Annotated in this window: 15 protein-coding genes; 13 read left to right on the top strand and 2 right to left on the bottom strand. The window is 41.0% G+C overall.

Translation table 11 applies throughout. The features are described 5' to 3' along the window. Window positions 1-326 precede the first annotated feature (326 nt). The 10 genes from SYN7502_RS08755 (at window position 327) to SYN7502_RS08710 (ending at window position 12,221) form a co-directional block, all read left to right on the top strand. A complete protein-coding gene (locus tag SYN7502_RS08755; RefSeq protein WP_015168481.1) occupies window positions 327-2,084 on the top strand; it encodes an iron uptake porin in 1,758 nt (585 codons plus the stop codon). An 89-nt stretch (window positions 2,085-2,173) separates the two neighbouring features. Further along, window positions 2,174-3,361 carry a BMP family ABC transporter substrate-binding protein gene (locus SYN7502_RS08750; RefSeq protein ID WP_015168480.1) on the top strand — a complete coding sequence of 396 codons (1,188 nt, stop codon included), beginning with the start codon at window positions 2,174-2,176 and terminating at the stop codon, window positions 3,359-3,361. A 22-nt stretch (window positions 3,362-3,383) separates the two neighbouring features. Beyond that, window positions 3,384-4,475 (top strand): ABC transporter permease, encoded by a 1,092-nt coding sequence (locus tag SYN7502_RS08745; RefSeq protein WP_015168479.1) that lies wholly within the window; start codon window positions 3,384-3,386, stop codon window positions 4,473-4,475. Window positions 4,476-4,523: 48 nt separating this feature from the next. After that, window positions 4,524-5,450 (top strand): ABC transporter permease, encoded by a 927-nt coding sequence (locus SYN7502_RS08740; RefSeq protein ID WP_015168478.1) that lies wholly within the window; start codon window positions 4,524-4,526, stop codon window positions 5,448-5,450. Window positions 5,451-5,516: 66 nt separating this feature from the next. Further along, the gene (gene biuH / locus SYN7502_RS08735; protein ID WP_015168477.1) at window positions 5,517-6,200 is read left to right on the top strand and encodes a biuret amidohydrolase; all 684 of its coding nucleotides are present in this window, start codon (window positions 5,517-5,519) and stop codon (window positions 6,198-6,200) included. A 79-nt stretch (window positions 6,201-6,279) separates the two neighbouring features. Then, complete coding sequence (locus tag SYN7502_RS08730) at window positions 6,280-7,839, top strand: ABC transporter ATP-binding protein (RefSeq protein ID WP_015168476.1); 1,560 nt, start codon at window positions 6,280-6,282, stop codon at window positions 7,837-7,839. A gap of 5 nt (window positions 7,840-7,844) precedes the next feature. Further along, window positions 7,845-8,180 (top strand): cupin domain-containing protein, encoded by a 336-nt coding sequence (locus SYN7502_RS08725; RefSeq protein ID WP_015168475.1) that lies wholly within the window; start codon window positions 7,845-7,847, stop codon window positions 8,178-8,180. A 7-nt stretch (window positions 8,181-8,187) separates the two neighbouring features. Further along, on the top strand, window positions 8,188-8,862 hold the full coding sequence (locus tag SYN7502_RS08720) for a cysteine hydrolase family protein (RefSeq protein ID WP_015168474.1): 675 nt from the start codon (window positions 8,188-8,190) through the stop codon (window positions 8,860-8,862). Between the two features lie 87 nt (window positions 8,863-8,949). Then, on the top strand, window positions 8,950-10,323 hold the full coding sequence (locus SYN7502_RS08715) for an 8-oxoguanine deaminase (RefSeq protein ID WP_015168473.1): 1,374 nt from the start codon (window positions 8,950-8,952) through the stop codon (window positions 10,321-10,323). A gap of 152 nt (window positions 10,324-10,475) precedes the next feature. Then, the gene (locus tag SYN7502_RS08710; protein ID WP_015168472.1) at window positions 10,476-12,221 is read left to right on the top strand and encodes a helicase HerA domain-containing protein; all 1,746 of its coding nucleotides are present in this window, start codon (window positions 10,476-10,478) and stop codon (window positions 12,219-12,221) included. A 10-nt stretch (window positions 12,222-12,231) separates the two neighbouring features. Here SYN7502_RS08710 and SYN7502_RS08705 read toward each other — a convergent pair whose 3' ends face one another. Next, entirely contained in the window at window positions 12,232-12,630 is a 399-nt protein-coding gene (locus SYN7502_RS08705) for a ChuX/HutX family heme-like substrate-binding protein (protein WP_015168471.1), read from the bottom strand. 154 nt (window positions 12,631-12,784) lie between these two features. Between SYN7502_RS08705 and SYN7502_RS08700 the strand changes: the two genes are divergently transcribed. The 3 genes from SYN7502_RS08700 (at window position 12,785) to SYN7502_RS08690 (ending at window position 16,182) form a co-directional block, all read left to right on the top strand. Further along, a complete protein-coding gene (locus SYN7502_RS08700; RefSeq protein WP_015168470.1) occupies window positions 12,785-13,213 on the top strand; it encodes an ExbD/TolR family protein in 429 nt (142 codons plus the stop codon). Window positions 13,214-13,272: 59 nt separating this feature from the next. Beyond that, window positions 13,273-14,262, top strand: coding sequence for a TonB protein (locus SYN7502_RS08695; RefSeq protein WP_015168469.1), 990 nt, complete (start codon window positions 13,273-13,275; stop codon window positions 14,260-14,262). 228 nt (window positions 14,263-14,490) lie between these two features. After that, window positions 14,491-16,182 carry a DUF3352 domain-containing protein gene (locus SYN7502_RS08690; protein ID WP_015168468.1) on the top strand — a complete coding sequence of 564 codons (1,692 nt, stop codon included), beginning with the start codon at window positions 14,491-14,493 and terminating at the stop codon, window positions 16,180-16,182. Here the strand turns inward: SYN7502_RS08690 and SYN7502_RS08685 are convergent. Then, entirely contained in the window at window positions 16,166-16,417 is a 252-nt protein-coding gene (locus tag SYN7502_RS08685; protein WP_256377873.1) for a TMEM165/GDT1 family protein, read from the bottom strand. The two genes, SYN7502_RS08690 and SYN7502_RS08685, sit on opposite strands and share 17 nt — an antisense overlap. Window positions 16,418-16,451: the final 34 nt, after the last annotated feature.

Genomic DNA, 16,451 nt, shown 5'->3' with positions numbered 1-16,451 from the left:
ATTTGTTTTTCTATAAAGGGGAAATTTTTTTACTCTTTCTGCATAAGCTTATCTATCCTTCTTCAATTGGGTTTATGTATCTGAGATTACAATCTACCAATTTTAAAGTGGATATATTGATCCCATAAACTTAAAGACTTTAAGCATATCTCAAAAAAATTAATTCTTACAATTAAGCTGCTAATTTATTAGTCGAAAAGCTTGAAATTGTTTTTGAGCTATGCCTAGATTGGTTTGGCTTAATTGAAAGTTTGATTTTGATAGTGTTGAAGGACTTAAAAGTTTACATATCGTAATTAATACAGCCTAATATCTGGTGTGAAGTGATGAAAAAAAATATCCTTAAGAGAGTGACTCTGTTAAAGAGTGTTTCCTGTGCTACCTTGTTATGTCTTGCTGGCGGTGGTCTTGCCAACCGTGTAAATGCTGAGACTTTAGTTACTAGTGGTAAATCTACTGATACTAGTAGTGTTTTACCAAAATTGGAAGAACTTGGGAAAGAAGGGAAAGCAGAACAAACTACTGCTCAAGTTACTTCTGTATCTCAACTAAGTGATGTACAACCTACCGATTGGGCATTTACCGCATTACAATCTTTAGTAGAAAGATACGGTTGTATTGCTGGTTATCCTAATGGCACATTCCGTGGTAGTCGTGCTACCAGTCGTTACGAGTTTGCGGCTGGCTTAAATGCTTGTTTAGACAAAATCAATGAACTTATATCTACAGGATTAGCTGATAAAGTCGGAAAAGAAGATTTAGCTACTCTCCAAAAGCTCCAAACTGAGTTCGCAGCAGAGCTGAGCTCACTTAAAGGTCGTGTTACTGACTTAGAAGCTAAAACGGAAACCCTTGAAGCACAACAATTTTCTACTACTACCAAGCTGGGAATTCTTGCCTTCTTTAACTTGACTGGAGCTACAGGCGGTAGTGGAGTTCTAGCACCAGATGGAAAAACACCAACCAAAGGTTCTAACACCACATTCAGTGGACTAGTGTGGTTAGACTTTAAGACATCATTTACTGGTAAGGATTTATTAGTTACTCAGTTAGCCGCAGGTAATGGTAACTCTCCAATTAACAGCTATGTTGATCCTGGAATAGCAGGACTTGGTGGACCTGTAACAGGTTTTTATAACTCCACAGGAACTCCATTCACTGACCAAACCGCAGGTGCAACTCCAAATGTCTTTGTTTTAAGAGAACTTTCTTACCAATTCCCAATTTTTGCTAATTCCAGCTTAGTTGTAGGTCCAAGAGTTAACTTCTATAAGTACTTTGACAATAATCGCTTTACCCTGTTCCTCAATGGAGCAAGTAGCTTTAACTCTATTAACAGTCCGCTACTTACTAATGCAAAACGTGGTGCTGGGGCAGTCTTTTTAACTTCTTTGACTAAGCAGTTAGACTTCAAACTTGCTTATTTGGCTGAGAGCAATGAGTTTTTACCAACTCCGTTATTTAACTCTGCCTCTAACCCTAATGAAGGTCTAACTGGCGGCACCAATGCTCTAACTGCTGAAATTGATTACGCGCCCACTAAAGATGTAAATCTCAGATTTCTCTACAGCCGTACTAACCTCCAGAATATATTTGGTTGTGTCGGTGGTGTTGGGGCAACTCCATCATTACCTGGAACAGCTTGTGGTACTGGTCTTGGACTTAGCAATGGTCAGTCTGATGTGTTTGTGGCTAACTTTGATTGGTTAGTTACCAAAGGATTTGGCTTATTTGGTCGTTACGGGATTAGCTTTACAAACCTCAATAAGTTAAGTGGTGGTTCATTCGGTAATGTAACAACCCAATCATTTCAGGTTGGTACGGCATTCCCTGATCTCTTTAAAGAAGGGGCGCAAGGAACTATATCCTTTGTGATGCCCTTTAACTTTACCAGTGGTCGTGACCTCTTAGTCTCAGGTCAAGGAAATGGTGCTACGCAGTATGACCTAGAACTTTCCTATTTCTATCCCATCTTCAAAAATGTTTCCATTGTTCCCGCCGTCTATGTGATTTTCAACCCAAATAATGTCTCAACAAATCCCACGGTTACTGTGGCTAACTTAAGACTGCAATTTGGTTTCTAAACAAGCAATATTTACTAGGGTTAGATACTCTTTTAATCCTAGTGTTTTATTTTTCCCTTAAATAACCTCTACCCATAGGAGCAAAAGCCTTGAAAGATAAAGAGCCTTTTTTTATACCTCGTCGTCAGGTAATTCGTGGAATTTTGGCATCCACAGCATTCGGCGTTACTTCTCAACTTTGGACTGGATGTACTTCCACAGAGACTCCGTCGACAACTACTACTCCCACGGCTAGCACAACTCCCGATTTGACTATAGGTTTCATTTTTGTGGGACCTAAGGATGATTTTGGTTATAATCAATCCCATTTCCAAGGGGAAGGCGTGATTTCTAAACTACCGGGAATAAAAACAGTTGATGAAGCAAATGTACCTGAAACTGCGACAGTTCAGGAAACCATGTTGAGTATGATCAACCAAAATGGAGCTACTCTACTTTTCCCAACCTCATTTGGCTATTTTGACCCTCATATTCTGAAAATTGCCAAGGAAAATCCTAAAGTGCAATTTTTACACTGTGGTGGATTATATAAAGATGGAGTTCATCCTCCCAATGTTGGTAGCTACTATGGTTACATTGATGAAGCGGAGTATATTGCTGGGATTGTCGCAGGTTTAACTACAAAATCGGGAAAACTAGGATTTGTTGCGGCTAAGCCTATCCCTCAGGTATTGCGTAATATTAATAGCTATACTCTTGGGGCGCGTAGTGTTAATCCTAAGGCAACGGTTCAGGTGATTTTTACAGGTGATTGGTCTATTCCTGTGAAGGAAGCAGAAGCGGCAAATAGTATGGTCGATCAGGGTGTTGACGTCATGACTTGCCACGTTGATAGTCCTAAGGTGGTAATTGAAACTGCGGAAAAGCGTAAAATTTTCTCTACTGGCTATCACGTTGATCAATCTCAGTTAGCTCCTAATGGCTTCTTAACTGGTTCAGAATGGGATTGGGGAACGGTTTACACCAAGTATGTGGATGAGGTCAAGGCGGGTAAAACCTTAGCTGATGGGGGAATTCCTCACCTAGTTCGAGGTGGATTAAAAGAGAAGTTCTGTAAGCTTTCTCCCTATGGTGCGGCAGTTAGTGCAGCTACCAAGAAAGAAGCTGATGCTGCTTTAGCTAAGTTTATGGATGGTACCCAGATTATCTATGCTGGTGAAATTAAGGATAATACTGGTAAGGTTGTTATTCCTAAGGGAGTGAAACTAGAGCAAACTAATCCTAAGTTAGAGCAGATGGATTGGTTAGTTGAAGGTGTAGTCGGCAAGATTGGATAAATAAATTTGGATATTTAAGGCTATGAATGTTTTAGCTAGTTGGCGATCGCTTTCCGAAAAAGTTGTAATTCCCATTGCTGCCATATTTCTCTCATTTATTGTGTTTGGAATTTTCTGTGCTGTAAGAGGAACAAATCCATTGGCTGTATACGGTGTAATTTATCAGTCAGCTTTTGGCAGTGCCTTCTCTTGGCAGGGTACCCTAGTCAGGGCTGCTCCATTAATGCTTACTGCCCTTTGTACGGCTTTACCTGCCCGCTTAGGTTTAGTTGTAATTGGTAACGAAGGGGCATTAGTGATGGGAGGAATCGGGGCGATCCTTGCTGGTTTAGCTTTTAGTTCTTTACCGCCTTTAGTTGTCCAAATTTCGATGGCGATCGCTGCTATTATCTTTGGCGGCGTTTGGATTATGGGGGTGGGGGCATTAAAGTATTTTAGGGGTGTGAATGAGACCATTAGTAGCTTATTAATGAACTACATTGCGATCGCTATCCTTAATACTTTAGTTGAAGGTCCAATGCGTGATCCATCTAGCCTTAATAAACCCTCAACTTATCCATTATTAGAAGTGAATTGGTTGCAAAGTATTCCTGGTACTAGAGTTCATTATGGACTTATTTATGGATTAATAGCTTGCGTAATTGCTTACTTTTTAATTCAGCGTACTACCTTTGGGTTTGGAGTACGAACGGCAGGGGGAAATATCAGAGCCGCCAAGATTGCTGGCTTACCAGTGGGTAAATTGATTCTATCTGTTTGCTTCTTAGCTGGTTCCTGTGCAGGTTTAGCGGGAATGGTGGAAGTTGCGGCAATTCATCATAGTGCTAATGCTTCTCTTAATACTGGCTACGGTTATAGTGGCATTCTTGTTGCCTTTGTTGCTAGAAATAATCCTCTTGCTTCGGTATTAGTTGCTATTTTACTCGGTGGTCTTTTAGCTAGTGGTAGTGGATTACAGCGATCGCTTGAACTGAATGATGCTACGGTTTTGGTTTTTCAAGGCATCGTGTTCTTGATGATTCTGTTTAGTGAGTCCATGTATGGGAAATTGGATTTCTTTAAGGATCGCATAATTCCAACTAAAGTTAGTTCGACTTCGCAATCTATAGCCTAAGTATTTTATCCATCACAATTAACTAATAGAGCAGTAAAGGAGCAGATTATGGCAGCAGAAACAGCAGACTGGTTAGGTGTACCTCTAGCAATTCTGGGTGGAACTCTAAGAGGAAGTGCACCTTTTTTATTCGTAAGTCTGGGAGAATGCTTAACAGAAAAATCAGGGAAAATTAATTTGGGATTGGAGGGAACTCTACTAACTGGGGCAATGAGTGCCTATGCAGTTTCTTTCCTGACTGGTTCACCTTGGCTCGGAGTATTAGCAGCAGGATGTGCTGGTTTGTGTTTAGGTGCTATTCATGCTTGGCTTTCCCAGCGCCCCGGAGTTAGTGATGTGGCTGTGGGAATTGCGATGATCGTATTTGGCAGTGGCATAGCTTTTTTCTTTGGTAAAGCTTTCATTCAACCTAAAGCTCCTCAACTCCCAATTTTTGATCTTGGTGCATGGAGTAGTTATCCGCCTTTACAATCAGCTTTGCAAATTAGTCCTCTACTTTTAATTGGGATTGCGATCGCCCCCATTATGCAATGGTTCTTTAAATCTACCCGTTGGGGTTTATACGTTAGGGCTGTAGGTGATAGTCCTAGTGCAGCCAGAGCGATGGGAATTTCGGTATTTTGGGTGAGATTTTTCTCTGTGGTGGTTGGAAGTTTTCTTTCTGCCATAGGTGGAGCTTGCTTATCCCTTTACTATCCAGGGATTTGGTCAGAGAATATTTCCAGTGGACAGGGATTAATGGCTGTAGCTCTGGTCATTTTTGCCCGTTGGCAACCGATGCAATGTTTATGGGCGGCTCTTTTATTTGGGGGAGCGCAAGCGATCGGTCCAGCTTTACAGTCCGTTGGAGTTAATTCTTTCCGCTACTTGTTTAATGCTTCGCCCTATATTTTTACTTTAATCGTGATGATCATTACCTGCTCTCCGAAACGGACATTGGCTGGTTCTCCGGGGGCATTGGGGACTAATGAATAGCTTTTGCCCTATCTAGATTAAAAATTCAAAGTATTAATTTATTAAAGCCAGTAGTTTTAGTTCCCTATGTTTATTGAAGCCGATCCCTATCCTTATCCTTATAACGGTGATTTGCGTCCCGAAAACACGGTTTTTCTGATTATTGATATGCAGATAGATTTCTGTGGACATGGTGGTTATGTGGACAAAATGGGGTATGACCTTTCCCTTACTCGTGCGCCCATTGAGCCAATTCAGAAAGTGCTTAAAGTATTGCGCTCAAAAGGCTTTCATATCATGCACACCCGTGAAGGACATCGCCCTGATCTCTCAGATTTACCCGAAAATAAGCAGTGGCGATCGCGGCAAATGGGAGCAGGCATAGGAGATGATGGTCCCTGTGGCAAAATTTTAATTAGAGGTGAGTCGGGCTGGGAAATTATTCCCGAGTTAGCACCTTTACCCAATGAAGTAATTATTGATAAACCCGGAAAAGGTTCTTTCTATGCCACTGATTTAGATTTAGTTCTGAAGCGTAAGGGTATTCAAAATATCGTTCTTGCTGGGGTAACTACTGATGTGTGCGTACATACTACTATGCGAGATGCTAATGATCGTGGCTATGAATGTCTAGTCCTATCAGATTGTACCGCCGCCACGGATTATGGTAACTATCTTGCTGCTCTCAAAATGATCAAAATGCAGGGTGGTGTATTTGGTACAGTGACGGATTCTGACACATTTGTTACAGCAATTAATAGCAACTTTTAAGTAGATTGATAAATAAATATATGGCTGGCATAGCTTTAAAAAGTTTAAAAGGTAAAAATTTAAAAAGAGAGAGATACCAATGACTGCAAAAACTACCGAAGCGATCGCTGATGATCCAGAAACCAACTCTAATTTACCTCCAGAGCTAGACGTAGTTAATGTTACCAAGCGGTTTGGCAATTTTACTGCGGTAGAAGATGTCTCTCTAACCTTAAGACCTGGAACTTTCCATGCTCTATTGGGAGAAAACGGAGCAGGCAAAAGTACTTTGGTTAAATGTATTATGGGTTTTCATGCCGCTACCCACGGCGAAATTCTCTTTGATAAAAAGCCTCAAGAAATTAATAGCCCCAGAGATGCCTGTAAATATGGGATTGGCATGGTGTATCAACATTTTACGGTAGTTCCAGCAATGACCGTAGCTGAAAATTTATTACTGGTACGTCCCGATACACCTAGCCTCATTAACTGGAAAGAGGAGTATGAGAAGCTTCAGGAATTTATGGATGCTTCCCCTTTCAAAATTGATATTGATATGCCTGTATCCCAGTTAGCAGCGGGGCAAAAACAGAAATTAGAAATTCTTAAGCAGCTTTATCTCAAAAGTAAAATTCTTATTCTAGATGAACCCACATCGGTATTAACCCCTCAAGAGGCTGATGAAGTTCTGGGTTTAATCCGCAAGGAAGTTGATGATGGTAAATTAAGCGTACTCATGATCAGTCATAAATTCCGTGAGATTATGGCATTTACCGATGAAGTTACAGTTCTGCGTAAGGGTAAATTTGCAGGGCATGGTTTGGTTAAAGACCTGACCGTATCAGATATGGCAGCAATGATGCTAGGGGAAGAGCGTGAAGCGAAGGAAGTTTCAAAAACTCAAGTTGATAGTACGGAATTAATATTGGAAGTAAAAAATCTCCATGCCGATAAAGATAACGGCTTTGAAGCGATCGCTGACATGAATCTTTCGATCAAAAGTGGGGAAATCGTCGGAATTGCTGGAGTCTCTGGAAACGGGCAAAGGGAATTGGTAGAAGTCTTGGCAGGACAGCGTCCACGCACAGGTGGAGAAATTAAAGTTAATGGTGAACACTACACTGCCACTCGTCAGGAAATGGCTCGGCATCATGTATTTTCTTTGCCAGAGGAGCCATTGAAAAATGCCTGTGTTCCTAATATGAGTGTTGCGGAAAACCTAGCTTTGCGAACCTTTGATCGCCCTCCCCAAGCTTGGGGCATCCTGCTCATGTTTAAAGCCATGCGGGAAATGGCAACTAATTTAATCCGTGTCTTTTCGGTCAAAACGCCATCGCCAAATGCCTTAATTGGTACTCTTTCTGGGGGAAATGTGCAAAGGGCAGTTCTAGCAAGGGAACTCTCGGCAGATAAAATTCGGTTATTAATTGTAGCAAACCCTGTATTTGGTTTAGACTTTGCGGCGGTGGAATATATCCATAACCAATTAGTTGAAGCTCGTAATCGGGGGGTAGCTGTTCTTCTTGTCAGTGAAGACCTAGATGAAGTCCTAAAATTATCCGATCGCATCTTAGTTATCAGTGATGGCAAGTTTGTCTATGAAGGGACTAGAGAAGAAGCTGATATTGTTACCATTGGTCAGCGTATGGCGGGACACTAGATATTGTGATTTATAAGGATATTTTTAAGCAGGGTTATGACTATCAGGCTCTAGCATGGAGTCCATTTCGGGAAGGAGTGGAAATTCATAAACTCTATGGTGCTGATAGTGGCGCAGAAGCAGCTCTCTTAAAGTACGAAGTTGGAGCCAAGGTTCCCCGTCACACCCATGCAGGGTTTGAGCATATTTTTATTTTAGAAGGAACTCAATCCGACCAAAATGGCACCTACGAAGCAGGCACTTTGGTAATTAATTCCCCAAGTACTAATCACGATGTTTATAGCAAAGATGGATGTGTAGTCCTAATTATTTGGGAAAAACCAGTTGTAATGGAGAACTAGTAAATTTATGACCGCAATTGCCGCCCAACCTTACGAATATGAACTTCCCACAGAGGGAAAAATCGCACTCGTAATTATTGATATGCAGCGTGACTTCCTTGAGCCTGGGGGTTTTGGTGATGCCCTCGGTAATAATGTGCAGCTTTTACAGGCGATCGTACCTACAGTCAAAGCATTATTGGAAACTTGGCGATCGCTCTCCCTCCCAATTATCCATACCATCGAATGTCATAAACCTGACCTTTCCGATTGCCCCACCTCAAAACTAAATCGGGGAAAAGGTGGACTAAAAATTGGCGACCTTGGACCTATGGGCAGAATTCTAGTTTACGGAGAAGAAGGAAATAATATCATTCCTGAACTAGCTCCCAAGGATGGCGAAATTGTCATTCTTAAGCCGGGCAAAGGAGCATTTACTCGCACCGACCTCGAGGCAATTCTGCAAAAAGAGGGGATTACCCATCTTGTAATTACGGGTGTAACTACGGAAGTATGCGTACAGACCACTATGCGTGAGGCAAATGATCGTGGGTATGAATGTCTGTTAGTGGAAGATGCAACGGAAAGTTATTTCCCTGAGTTCAAAGAAGCTACGATCAAAATGCTACGTGCCCAAGGTGGTATTATCGGCTGGACTACGGATGCAAAGTCTGTCATTTCTGCCCTTTCCGCTCACTCATAAATTATCCTTACTAGCTTCTTATTAGTTCTAGATTGAGCTTTAAACGCGGTTGTAATCTGGAAAATCTGATTGCTTCCATAGCAGCTTATGTCCACCCTTTTAGTCAAAAATATTCATACCCTTGTGACTATGGATGCGGCACAGCGGGAATTACGTAATGCAGCGATCTTAGTCAGGAATAATGTGATTGAGCAAGTAATTGAGCAGGACAGTATAAATTCTGAATTATCAGAGCCACCCGATGAAATTTTAGATTTACAGGATAAGCATATAGTCCTGCCCGGATTAGTTAACACCCACCATCATTTTTTTCAAACACTTACCCGTGTAATTCCCGCAGCCCAAAACTGTAGCCTATTTCAATGGTTGAGAGTTCTATATCCAATTTGGGGCAATCTTACCCCAGAGGCTATATCTATAAGCTCACAAATAGCAGCCGCAGAGTTAATATTATCTGGTTGTACCACTGCCAGCGATCACCTTTACATTTATCCCAATGGCTGTAGGTTAGATGATCAAATTCAGGCGATTAACTCAATTAAGCTAAGATTTCATGCCAGTCGTGGCAGTATGAGCGTCGGTGAGAGTTTAGGTGGGCTGCCTCCCGATCACCTAGTGGAAAAAGAAGCAGATATTTTAAAGGATAGTCAAAGGTTAATTGAGCAGTATCACGATAATTACCGCCATTCAATGCTACGAATTACCTTAGCACCATGTTCTCCATTTACAGTATCTACAGCTTTAATGAGAGAATCGGCAAGTCTAGCTAGATCATTTTCGGGAGTGCGGTTACATACTCATTTGGCAGAAAATAAGGCAGATATTGACTATAGCCTCGCTAATTTCGGCATGACTCCCTGTGACTATGTGGAATCTGTTGGTTGGCTGGGGAAAGATGTATGGCACGCCCATTGTGTGCAGTTAGATGATTTGGCAATTCAGAAATTTGGCAAAACCGGCACTGGGGTGGCACATTGTCCTTGTAGTAATATGAGACTTGCCAGTGGGATGGCACCAATTCGCCAAATGCTTAATTATCGAGTGCCAGTGGGTTTAGGAGTAGATGGTTCAGCATCCAATGATGGTTCTAATTTATTAAATGAAGCACGTACAGCATTTCTGATGGCACGGGTACGGGAACTTGATGCGGCTGCTATTACTGCTAGAGAGGTACTAGAGTTAGCGACTATTGGTGGGGCAGAAGTTTTGGGTAGAGATGATATTGGGGCGATCGCTCCGCAGATGTCCGCAGATTTTATTGCGATTGATATTGACCGCATTGAATTGGCAGGTGCCTATCATGATTTAGTTGCAGCCTTGATCTTTTGTCAGATAAATAAAGTAGATTACAGTTTTATTAATGGATATAAAGTTGTGGATCAAGGAAGATTAACTACGATTGAATTAGAGCCACTGCTAGAGAGGCATAATCAACTGGCATTTAAGCTATTCAATAGTTAAATTTAACGGTTTGCATCGCTACAAATTGAGCTAAGCATTACAGTTGAGCGCAAAAATTAAGTCAAAATATCTATATTTAACCCAAGTTTTGTATTATTTTCTGTTAGTAACTTCATATAATTATGAGCAGAAGAACATAACCAGTAATCTCCATGAATTTATCATCATCTTTAGGGGTAGTTGTCCAAGGCTCTTTAAGTCAGGGTTTAGAGGTCAGACTAAATGGCGATATTTCTGTGGAAGATATGCGTGTTGGTAAATTTTTAGTAGTCCAAGGCAAGCGATCGCGATTCTTTTGTATGCTCACGGACGTAAGTTTAGGTACTTCTAGTCAGCGCATTTTAATTAATCCTCCCGATCCAAGTAATACTTTTTTAGCTGAAGTTTTATCAGGAACTACCACCTTTGGCACCATTAATTTAATGCCAATGCTAATGTTTACACCGCCCGATCCCTTGGATATTTTGATTGATATTAAGAAAACCAAGGGCAAAAAGCAAACACCCGAATATGCTGTTATCCGTCAACTAGGGCATTTAAATCATGGCGAACCAGATCAAGAAGTAAGCCTGCAACCAGTCAAAACTGTTCCTAGTCATTTCAGTCAGGTATTTGATGCCGTTGAAAATGATTTCAAAATAATTTTTGGTTCAGAAGATAATCCCCTCAAACGCAATTTTGCGATCGGGCAGCCCATTGATATGCCTGTGCCGATTTGTTTAGACTTAGATCGCTTTGTGGAAAGGAGTAATGGGGTTTTTGGAAAATCGGGAACGGGAAAATCCTTCTTAACCAGACTTCTGCTTTCAGGGGTAATTCGCAAACAAGCCGCCGTGAATTTAATCTTTGATATGCACTCTGAATATGGCTGGGAAGCAGCGAGGGAAGGTAAAAAATTTAGTACTGTTAAGGGCTTACGACAGCTATTTCCTGCCCAAGTCCAAATTTATACCCTTGATCCAGAGTCAACTTTGCGACGTGGTGTAAGAGATGCCCAAGAACTTTACATCAGCTACGATCAAATTGATGTGGAAGATTTGATGCTCATTAAGGATGAATTAAATCTATCGGAAGCAAGCTTAGAAAATGCCATTATCCTTCGCAATGAATTCGGCAAAAACTGGATTACCCGCCTTCTGGCGATGTCTAATGTGGAAATTCAAACATTTTGTGAAGAAAAGATGGGGAGTAAATCCTCGATCATGGCTCTACAACGCAAGTTAAATCGACTTGATGATCTTAAATATATTAAAAGTAGCTGTCCCCATAATTATATTAAGCAAATCTTGGATGCGATCGCTGCTCAAAAACATATAGTTATCGAGTTCGGCTCCCAATCAAATCTCCTTTCCTATATGTTGGCAACTAATATTATTACTCGGCGGATTCACCATGAGTATGTGCGTAAAGCTGAGAAGTTTCTTCAGACTAAAAATATATGCGATCGCCCCCAACAACTCATGATCACCATTGAAGAGGCCCATAAATTTCTGGCTCCCATGACCGCAAAACAAACCATTTTTGGCACGATCGCCCGAGAAATGCGGAAATATTTTGTAACTTTGTTAGTAGTAGATCAACGACCATCGGGTATAGATAATGAAGTTATGTCCCAAATTGGTACGAGAATTACTGCTCTCCTAAATGATGAAAAAGATATCGAAGCAATTTTTACAGGGGTAGCTGGGAGTACAAACCTGCGATCGGTACTGTCTAAACTGGATTCTAAACAGCAAGCTTTAGTTCTGGGTCATGCCGTTCCTATGCCAGTAGTGATCCAAACTCGCGCCTATGATGATCAGTTCTATCGAGAAGTCGGCGAAGTGCCCTGGGAAGAAATATCTACATCTGAGGTCTTAAGAGTAGCTGAAGTTGCCAAGGCAGATTTAGGTTTTTAGTTACTAATTTTTAGCCAGCAGCTACCGCAAATTCTTCGCCATATTTTTCTTTGAGAGATTCCCATGCTTCCACCTGCCCTTCAGCATATTCGCCGGGCTTGCCCCATTGCAAAAATAAACTCATTTCGGGTTGATCTTGATCATTCAGTAAGCGCACAGCATAGGTTGTAAAGTTACCCCGCTTTGCCTCTCCAATTTCAAACTTTACTTTCAAGATTTTGTCCATATTTAGGTGAAATTCAAACCCATCAGTGTGCATATTGGCGTAGCGACCCTTGGGTAAATCGGCATAAAATAAATTTTGAATATGTCCTCGCACTTCTAAAACGGCAACACCAGTATTCACAATGATGCGGAGCAGTTGTAAGGAGTCACACTCTTCTAAAAAATCCTTTAAGGTCACGGTCATATCTTTATTTACCCGAAGTTAGCTGTTTTTGAAGTTTAATATTTAATAGCTAAGTATGTATTATTTCAGCCTCTGTACTTAAAGTGTACCTAAAAAGTTCAAACCTAAAAGTCCTTAAATAAAGTCATAAAAAAATTAGTGGTATCCCAAGAGTATGAAAATCCGTTCCACAGATAAGCCAAGCAGCCCAACCGAAGTAAACGTTATTCCACTATTAGATGTAGTCTTTGCGATTCTTTCTTTTTTTGTGCTGGTATCAGCAGGTTTAGCTCCAATTCAAAAAATAGGTGTCGATTTACCAACTAAAAGTCAGGATACTAAGGCTCCCCAAAATACTAAAGCTCTAAATGAGATGTTAGTAGTAACCCTTGATATTGATGGTAAAACCCGTATAGATGGAAATCTGCTTACCCCCGAAGGCTTAGACCTTGCTATTAAGGGCTATATTGGTGCATTTCCCCAAGGACTAGTAGTTCTTAATGCTGAAGATGCCAGTGTGAGCTATCAACAGGTGGTTAATACCCTAGAGGCTTTACGCAAGGTGGCGGGAGATCGGGTGGCGATCGCTACATCTAAATCTTAGCTTTTTAAATTAGCTACTTAAAGTTAAGGTAGAGAATTAAGGAACCACCAAGTAAACCTATGTCAGAGATTTTTAACCCATCAGCAGTAGAGCCAGAGATTTCTAAAAGTCTAAAATTTTGGCAATCTCGATCACCCAGAGATCAATTCTGGTCACAGAAGTCTGTGTGGCTGATTATGGTTGCTACAATTGCTGCTCATACTGCTTTTTGGTTACTTTTACCAAACCCAATTAAACGTAATCCTAATACTGTCAACACCCAGAAAATCTCAACTATTGCCGTAGTCACCCTGCCACCCGAATTATTACTGAAGTCAAAACTACGACTACCACAGTCTTTCACTCCTTTAAATCTCAATCAAATTAATTTGCCGTCACCTCCTCCACCTCCTTCTGGTTATAATCCATCTATACTGCCACCACCATTACTATCGGTTTTACCCCAAGACCCCCAGCAAAGTAATTTGAAAATTCTGCCTAGTGCTGGTAATCTCCAGCCAAATCTTAGAAATAATCTCAAGGGTAATAATCAAAGCAACTTAAATTTTCCTGTAACTAGCAGTAATATCAAGCCTGAAGTTTTAGGTATTCCAAATAATTCTCCTAATCTAATTGATAACACCAAACCTATACAACCCGAACCACTGCCAGTGCCTATGCTTGACCCTGTGACTCGTTATAGCTATAGAGCCTCCGATCTGATGATTAGGAATACTGATATTAATAGCATTATTAGCCAGTATGGGGCAGACAAAGTTATTCAGCGTCAAATTGCTGCTCCCAATGTTGCTGTTTCTCCCGATCAAAGAGAACCTATGGAGTGGATTCCCCTTGATCAAAAATCTATACCTAACATCAGTGGATCGGTGGTATTTGTACTTGTGGTTAGCCCATCCGGAAGGGTGGTAAAAGACCCCATAGTTTTAGAAAGTACCAATAGTAAGCTAGAGCAGGTTGCCCTTGAAACCATAAAGGGTTACTATGACCGCTTTAAGCCCCTAGGATTGGATAAATATCGATTGGTAAGGATTAATTATAGAATTCCCTAATTTTTAAATTTCTCTGAGCATCACCATAACTGTTTATCAATTCCCTACGATCCAAATTTCTTTTCCATATTTTTCTATAATCCCAAGCCTTTAGATTTTAGTAACTTCATTACCAAGTTGTTGAAATTACGGCATTAACCATTTTGCTAAGCACAACAAAATTGTGCAAATAATGATATTCTTGCTCATTGCTAGGGATTCAATTGAACTGAAACTTGAACTAAAACAATGTCAAATCAAAAATCAAATTTTCTACTTCCTGTAATTGGAGGTCTAGTAGTTATAGCGGGTGGAATTGGTGCCTATATTTTATATAAACAAAGCTCACTTACGGGTAGTTCGGGAGTTGCGGATATAGCTAAAGTTGTCCCTAGGCAAGTTTTATTTGCTACTTCTATTTCTGGGGATAGTAATGCTTGGTCGCAGTTGGAGCAGTTTCAATCACCAGAGGTAAAAAAATACCTTGATGAAGAGTTACAAAAGGTAGAAAAAGAGGCTTTAAGTAGGGGTGATCTAAATTTTGCTACGGATATTAAGCCCTGGGTCGGAGATGTAGTGCTGGCAATTTTACCTCCTGCTGCCCCTAAAGCGCAGACCTTACCAAAATTATTACCAGTTTCTACTACCAATATTGCTCAAGCCTTGGATAACTCTGATCCCAATATTTTGGTTGTGGTTCAGATTAAAGATAAAGGTGCAGCCAATAAGTTTTTTGATAAGGTTAAGGCTAATGCTACAGTCACGCAAAAGGACTATAAAGGCGTACAAATTTCTATAGTGACGGGAAAAACTGGTAAGCCCACTAATGTAGCTTTGCTCGGCGACTATACGGTATTTTCACCCCAGTCTGGTTCTGTGGAAAAAGCCATTGATACTTTTCAAGGTGAAGCTTCTTTAGCACCAGCGATCGCTCCCGCTAGTTTGGAGTTAAAGACCCCGTTGGTACAGTTTTATGTGCCTGATTTTGCGAATTCCGTTGAGAAGTTAATATCTCTCAATCCCAATGCTCGACCAATTCCACCGCAGACCCTTGCTCAGTTAAAATCGGTTAAGTCTATAACCATGGGTCTAGGTGTAGATAGTGATGGTCTAAGGCTTAAAGGGATTACGGACTTAGATGCTAGTGCTATTAAGATTGAATATAAGCCCTCGCCGGGTAAAGTCATTGCCCAGTTCCCACCTGAAACCTTTGCCTTGATTACAGGCATTGATATTAAAAGCCGATGGGAGCAGTTTGCCAAAGATGCCGCAAAAGACCCGACTCTTAAAGGGCAACTGGACGAGGTCAGAAATGGGCTAAAAAATTCACCGATCGCCTTGGATTTAGATAAAGATGTATTTGGCTGGATGGATGGGGAGTATGCGGTGGGGGCGATCGCTTCTTCGGAAGGATTACTAGCTCAATCTGGGGTTGGACCTGCTTTAATTTTTCAAACCAGTAATCGGGCGGCGGCGGAAGCAACTCTGAAAAAATTGGATACTTTTGTCAAGGGCAACGGACTTCAAGTTAGCACTAAGGATGTGAAGGGAGTCTCAGTAACGGAATGGACTAGTCCTCAAGCTCCCGGTTTTGCGATCGGCTATGGTTGGTACCAGCAAGATACAGTATTTTTATCGGTGGGTGCTTTAGTTGATGCTCTTGCTAAACCCACAGCTAATTTGGATAGCTCAGCTACATTTAAATCTGTCACTGGCTCTTTGGATAAATCTAATATTGGTTACTTTTATCTAGATATGGATAAAGCTTGGGCATGGTATAGCAGCCGATTTATTCCACCCACAGAGCAGTCATCAATTACCCCAGAGATCACAGCCCTGATTAAAACTGTCCGAGGTATTGGTGTTACTGCTTCAGTGCCTAATAAAAACACCAGTAAGTTTGAGCTTCTAATTGCGCTTAAACCTAAGGGTGGCTCGTAGCATCCCAGAGTAGGGCGATCGCTAAAATTATAAAACTTAGTCCTGCTAAGGTATCTAGCCAATAGGGTGAAAATATACGGGATAACCATTTCCCTGCTGCCACCCCTAGAAAACTAGTGGAAATTAAAGCGATCGCTGCTCCTAGAAATACAATCCAAGGGGAGTCGGATTCAGCCGTAATCATCATGGTTGTAATTTGAGTTTTATCTCCAATTTCAGCTAGAAATACGGTAATGAATGTGGTGAGAGCAATTTTAAAATTTGGCGAT

This window comes from Synechococcus sp. PCC 7502, assembly GCF_000317085.1.
Lineage (GTDB): Bacteria > Cyanobacteriota > Cyanobacteriia > Pseudanabaenales > Pseudanabaenaceae > PCC-7502.
This window is presented reverse-complemented; position numbering and strand designations above follow the sequence as displayed.

Bases quoted from the DNA above. Each gene is read 5' to 3' on its own strand.
- biuH (WP_015168477.1), top strand. From the start codon at position 5,517: ATGTTTATTGAAGCCGATCCCTATCCTTATCCTTATAACGGTGATTTG.
- SYN7502_RS08705 (WP_015168471.1), bottom strand. From the start codon at position 12,630: ATGACCGTGACCTTAAAGGATTTTTTAGAAGAGTGTGACTCCTTACAA.
- SYN7502_RS08745 (WP_015168479.1), top strand. From the start codon at position 3,384: ATGAATGTTTTAGCTAGTTGGCGATCGCTTTCCGAAAAAGTTGTAATT.
- SYN7502_RS08690 (WP_015168468.1), top strand. From the start codon at position 14,491: ATGTCAAATCAAAAATCAAATTTTCTACTTCCTGTAATTGGAGGTCTA.
- SYN7502_RS08755 (WP_015168481.1), top strand. From the start codon at position 327: ATGAAAAAAAATATCCTTAAGAGAGTGACTCTGTTAAAGAGTGTTTCC.
- SYN7502_RS08715 (WP_015168473.1), top strand. From the start codon at position 8,950: ATGTCCACCCTTTTAGTCAAAAATATTCATACCCTTGTGACTATGGAT.
- SYN7502_RS08710 (WP_015168472.1), top strand. From the start codon at position 10,476: ATGAATTTATCATCATCTTTAGGGGTAGTTGTCCAAGGCTCTTTAAGT.
- SYN7502_RS08730 (WP_015168476.1), top strand. From the start codon at position 6,280: ATGACTGCAAAAACTACCGAAGCGATCGCTGATGATCCAGAAACCAAC.
- SYN7502_RS08700 (WP_015168470.1), top strand. From the start codon at position 12,785: ATGAAAATCCGTTCCACAGATAAGCCAAGCAGCCCAACCGAAGTAAAC.
- SYN7502_RS08740 (WP_015168478.1), top strand. From the start codon at position 4,524: ATGGCAGCAGAAACAGCAGACTGGTTAGGTGTACCTCTAGCAATTCTG.
- SYN7502_RS08695 (WP_015168469.1), top strand. From the start codon at position 13,273: ATGTCAGAGATTTTTAACCCATCAGCAGTAGAGCCAGAGATTTCTAAA.
- SYN7502_RS08720 (WP_015168474.1), top strand. From the start codon at position 8,188: ATGACCGCAATTGCCGCCCAACCTTACGAATATGAACTTCCCACAGAG.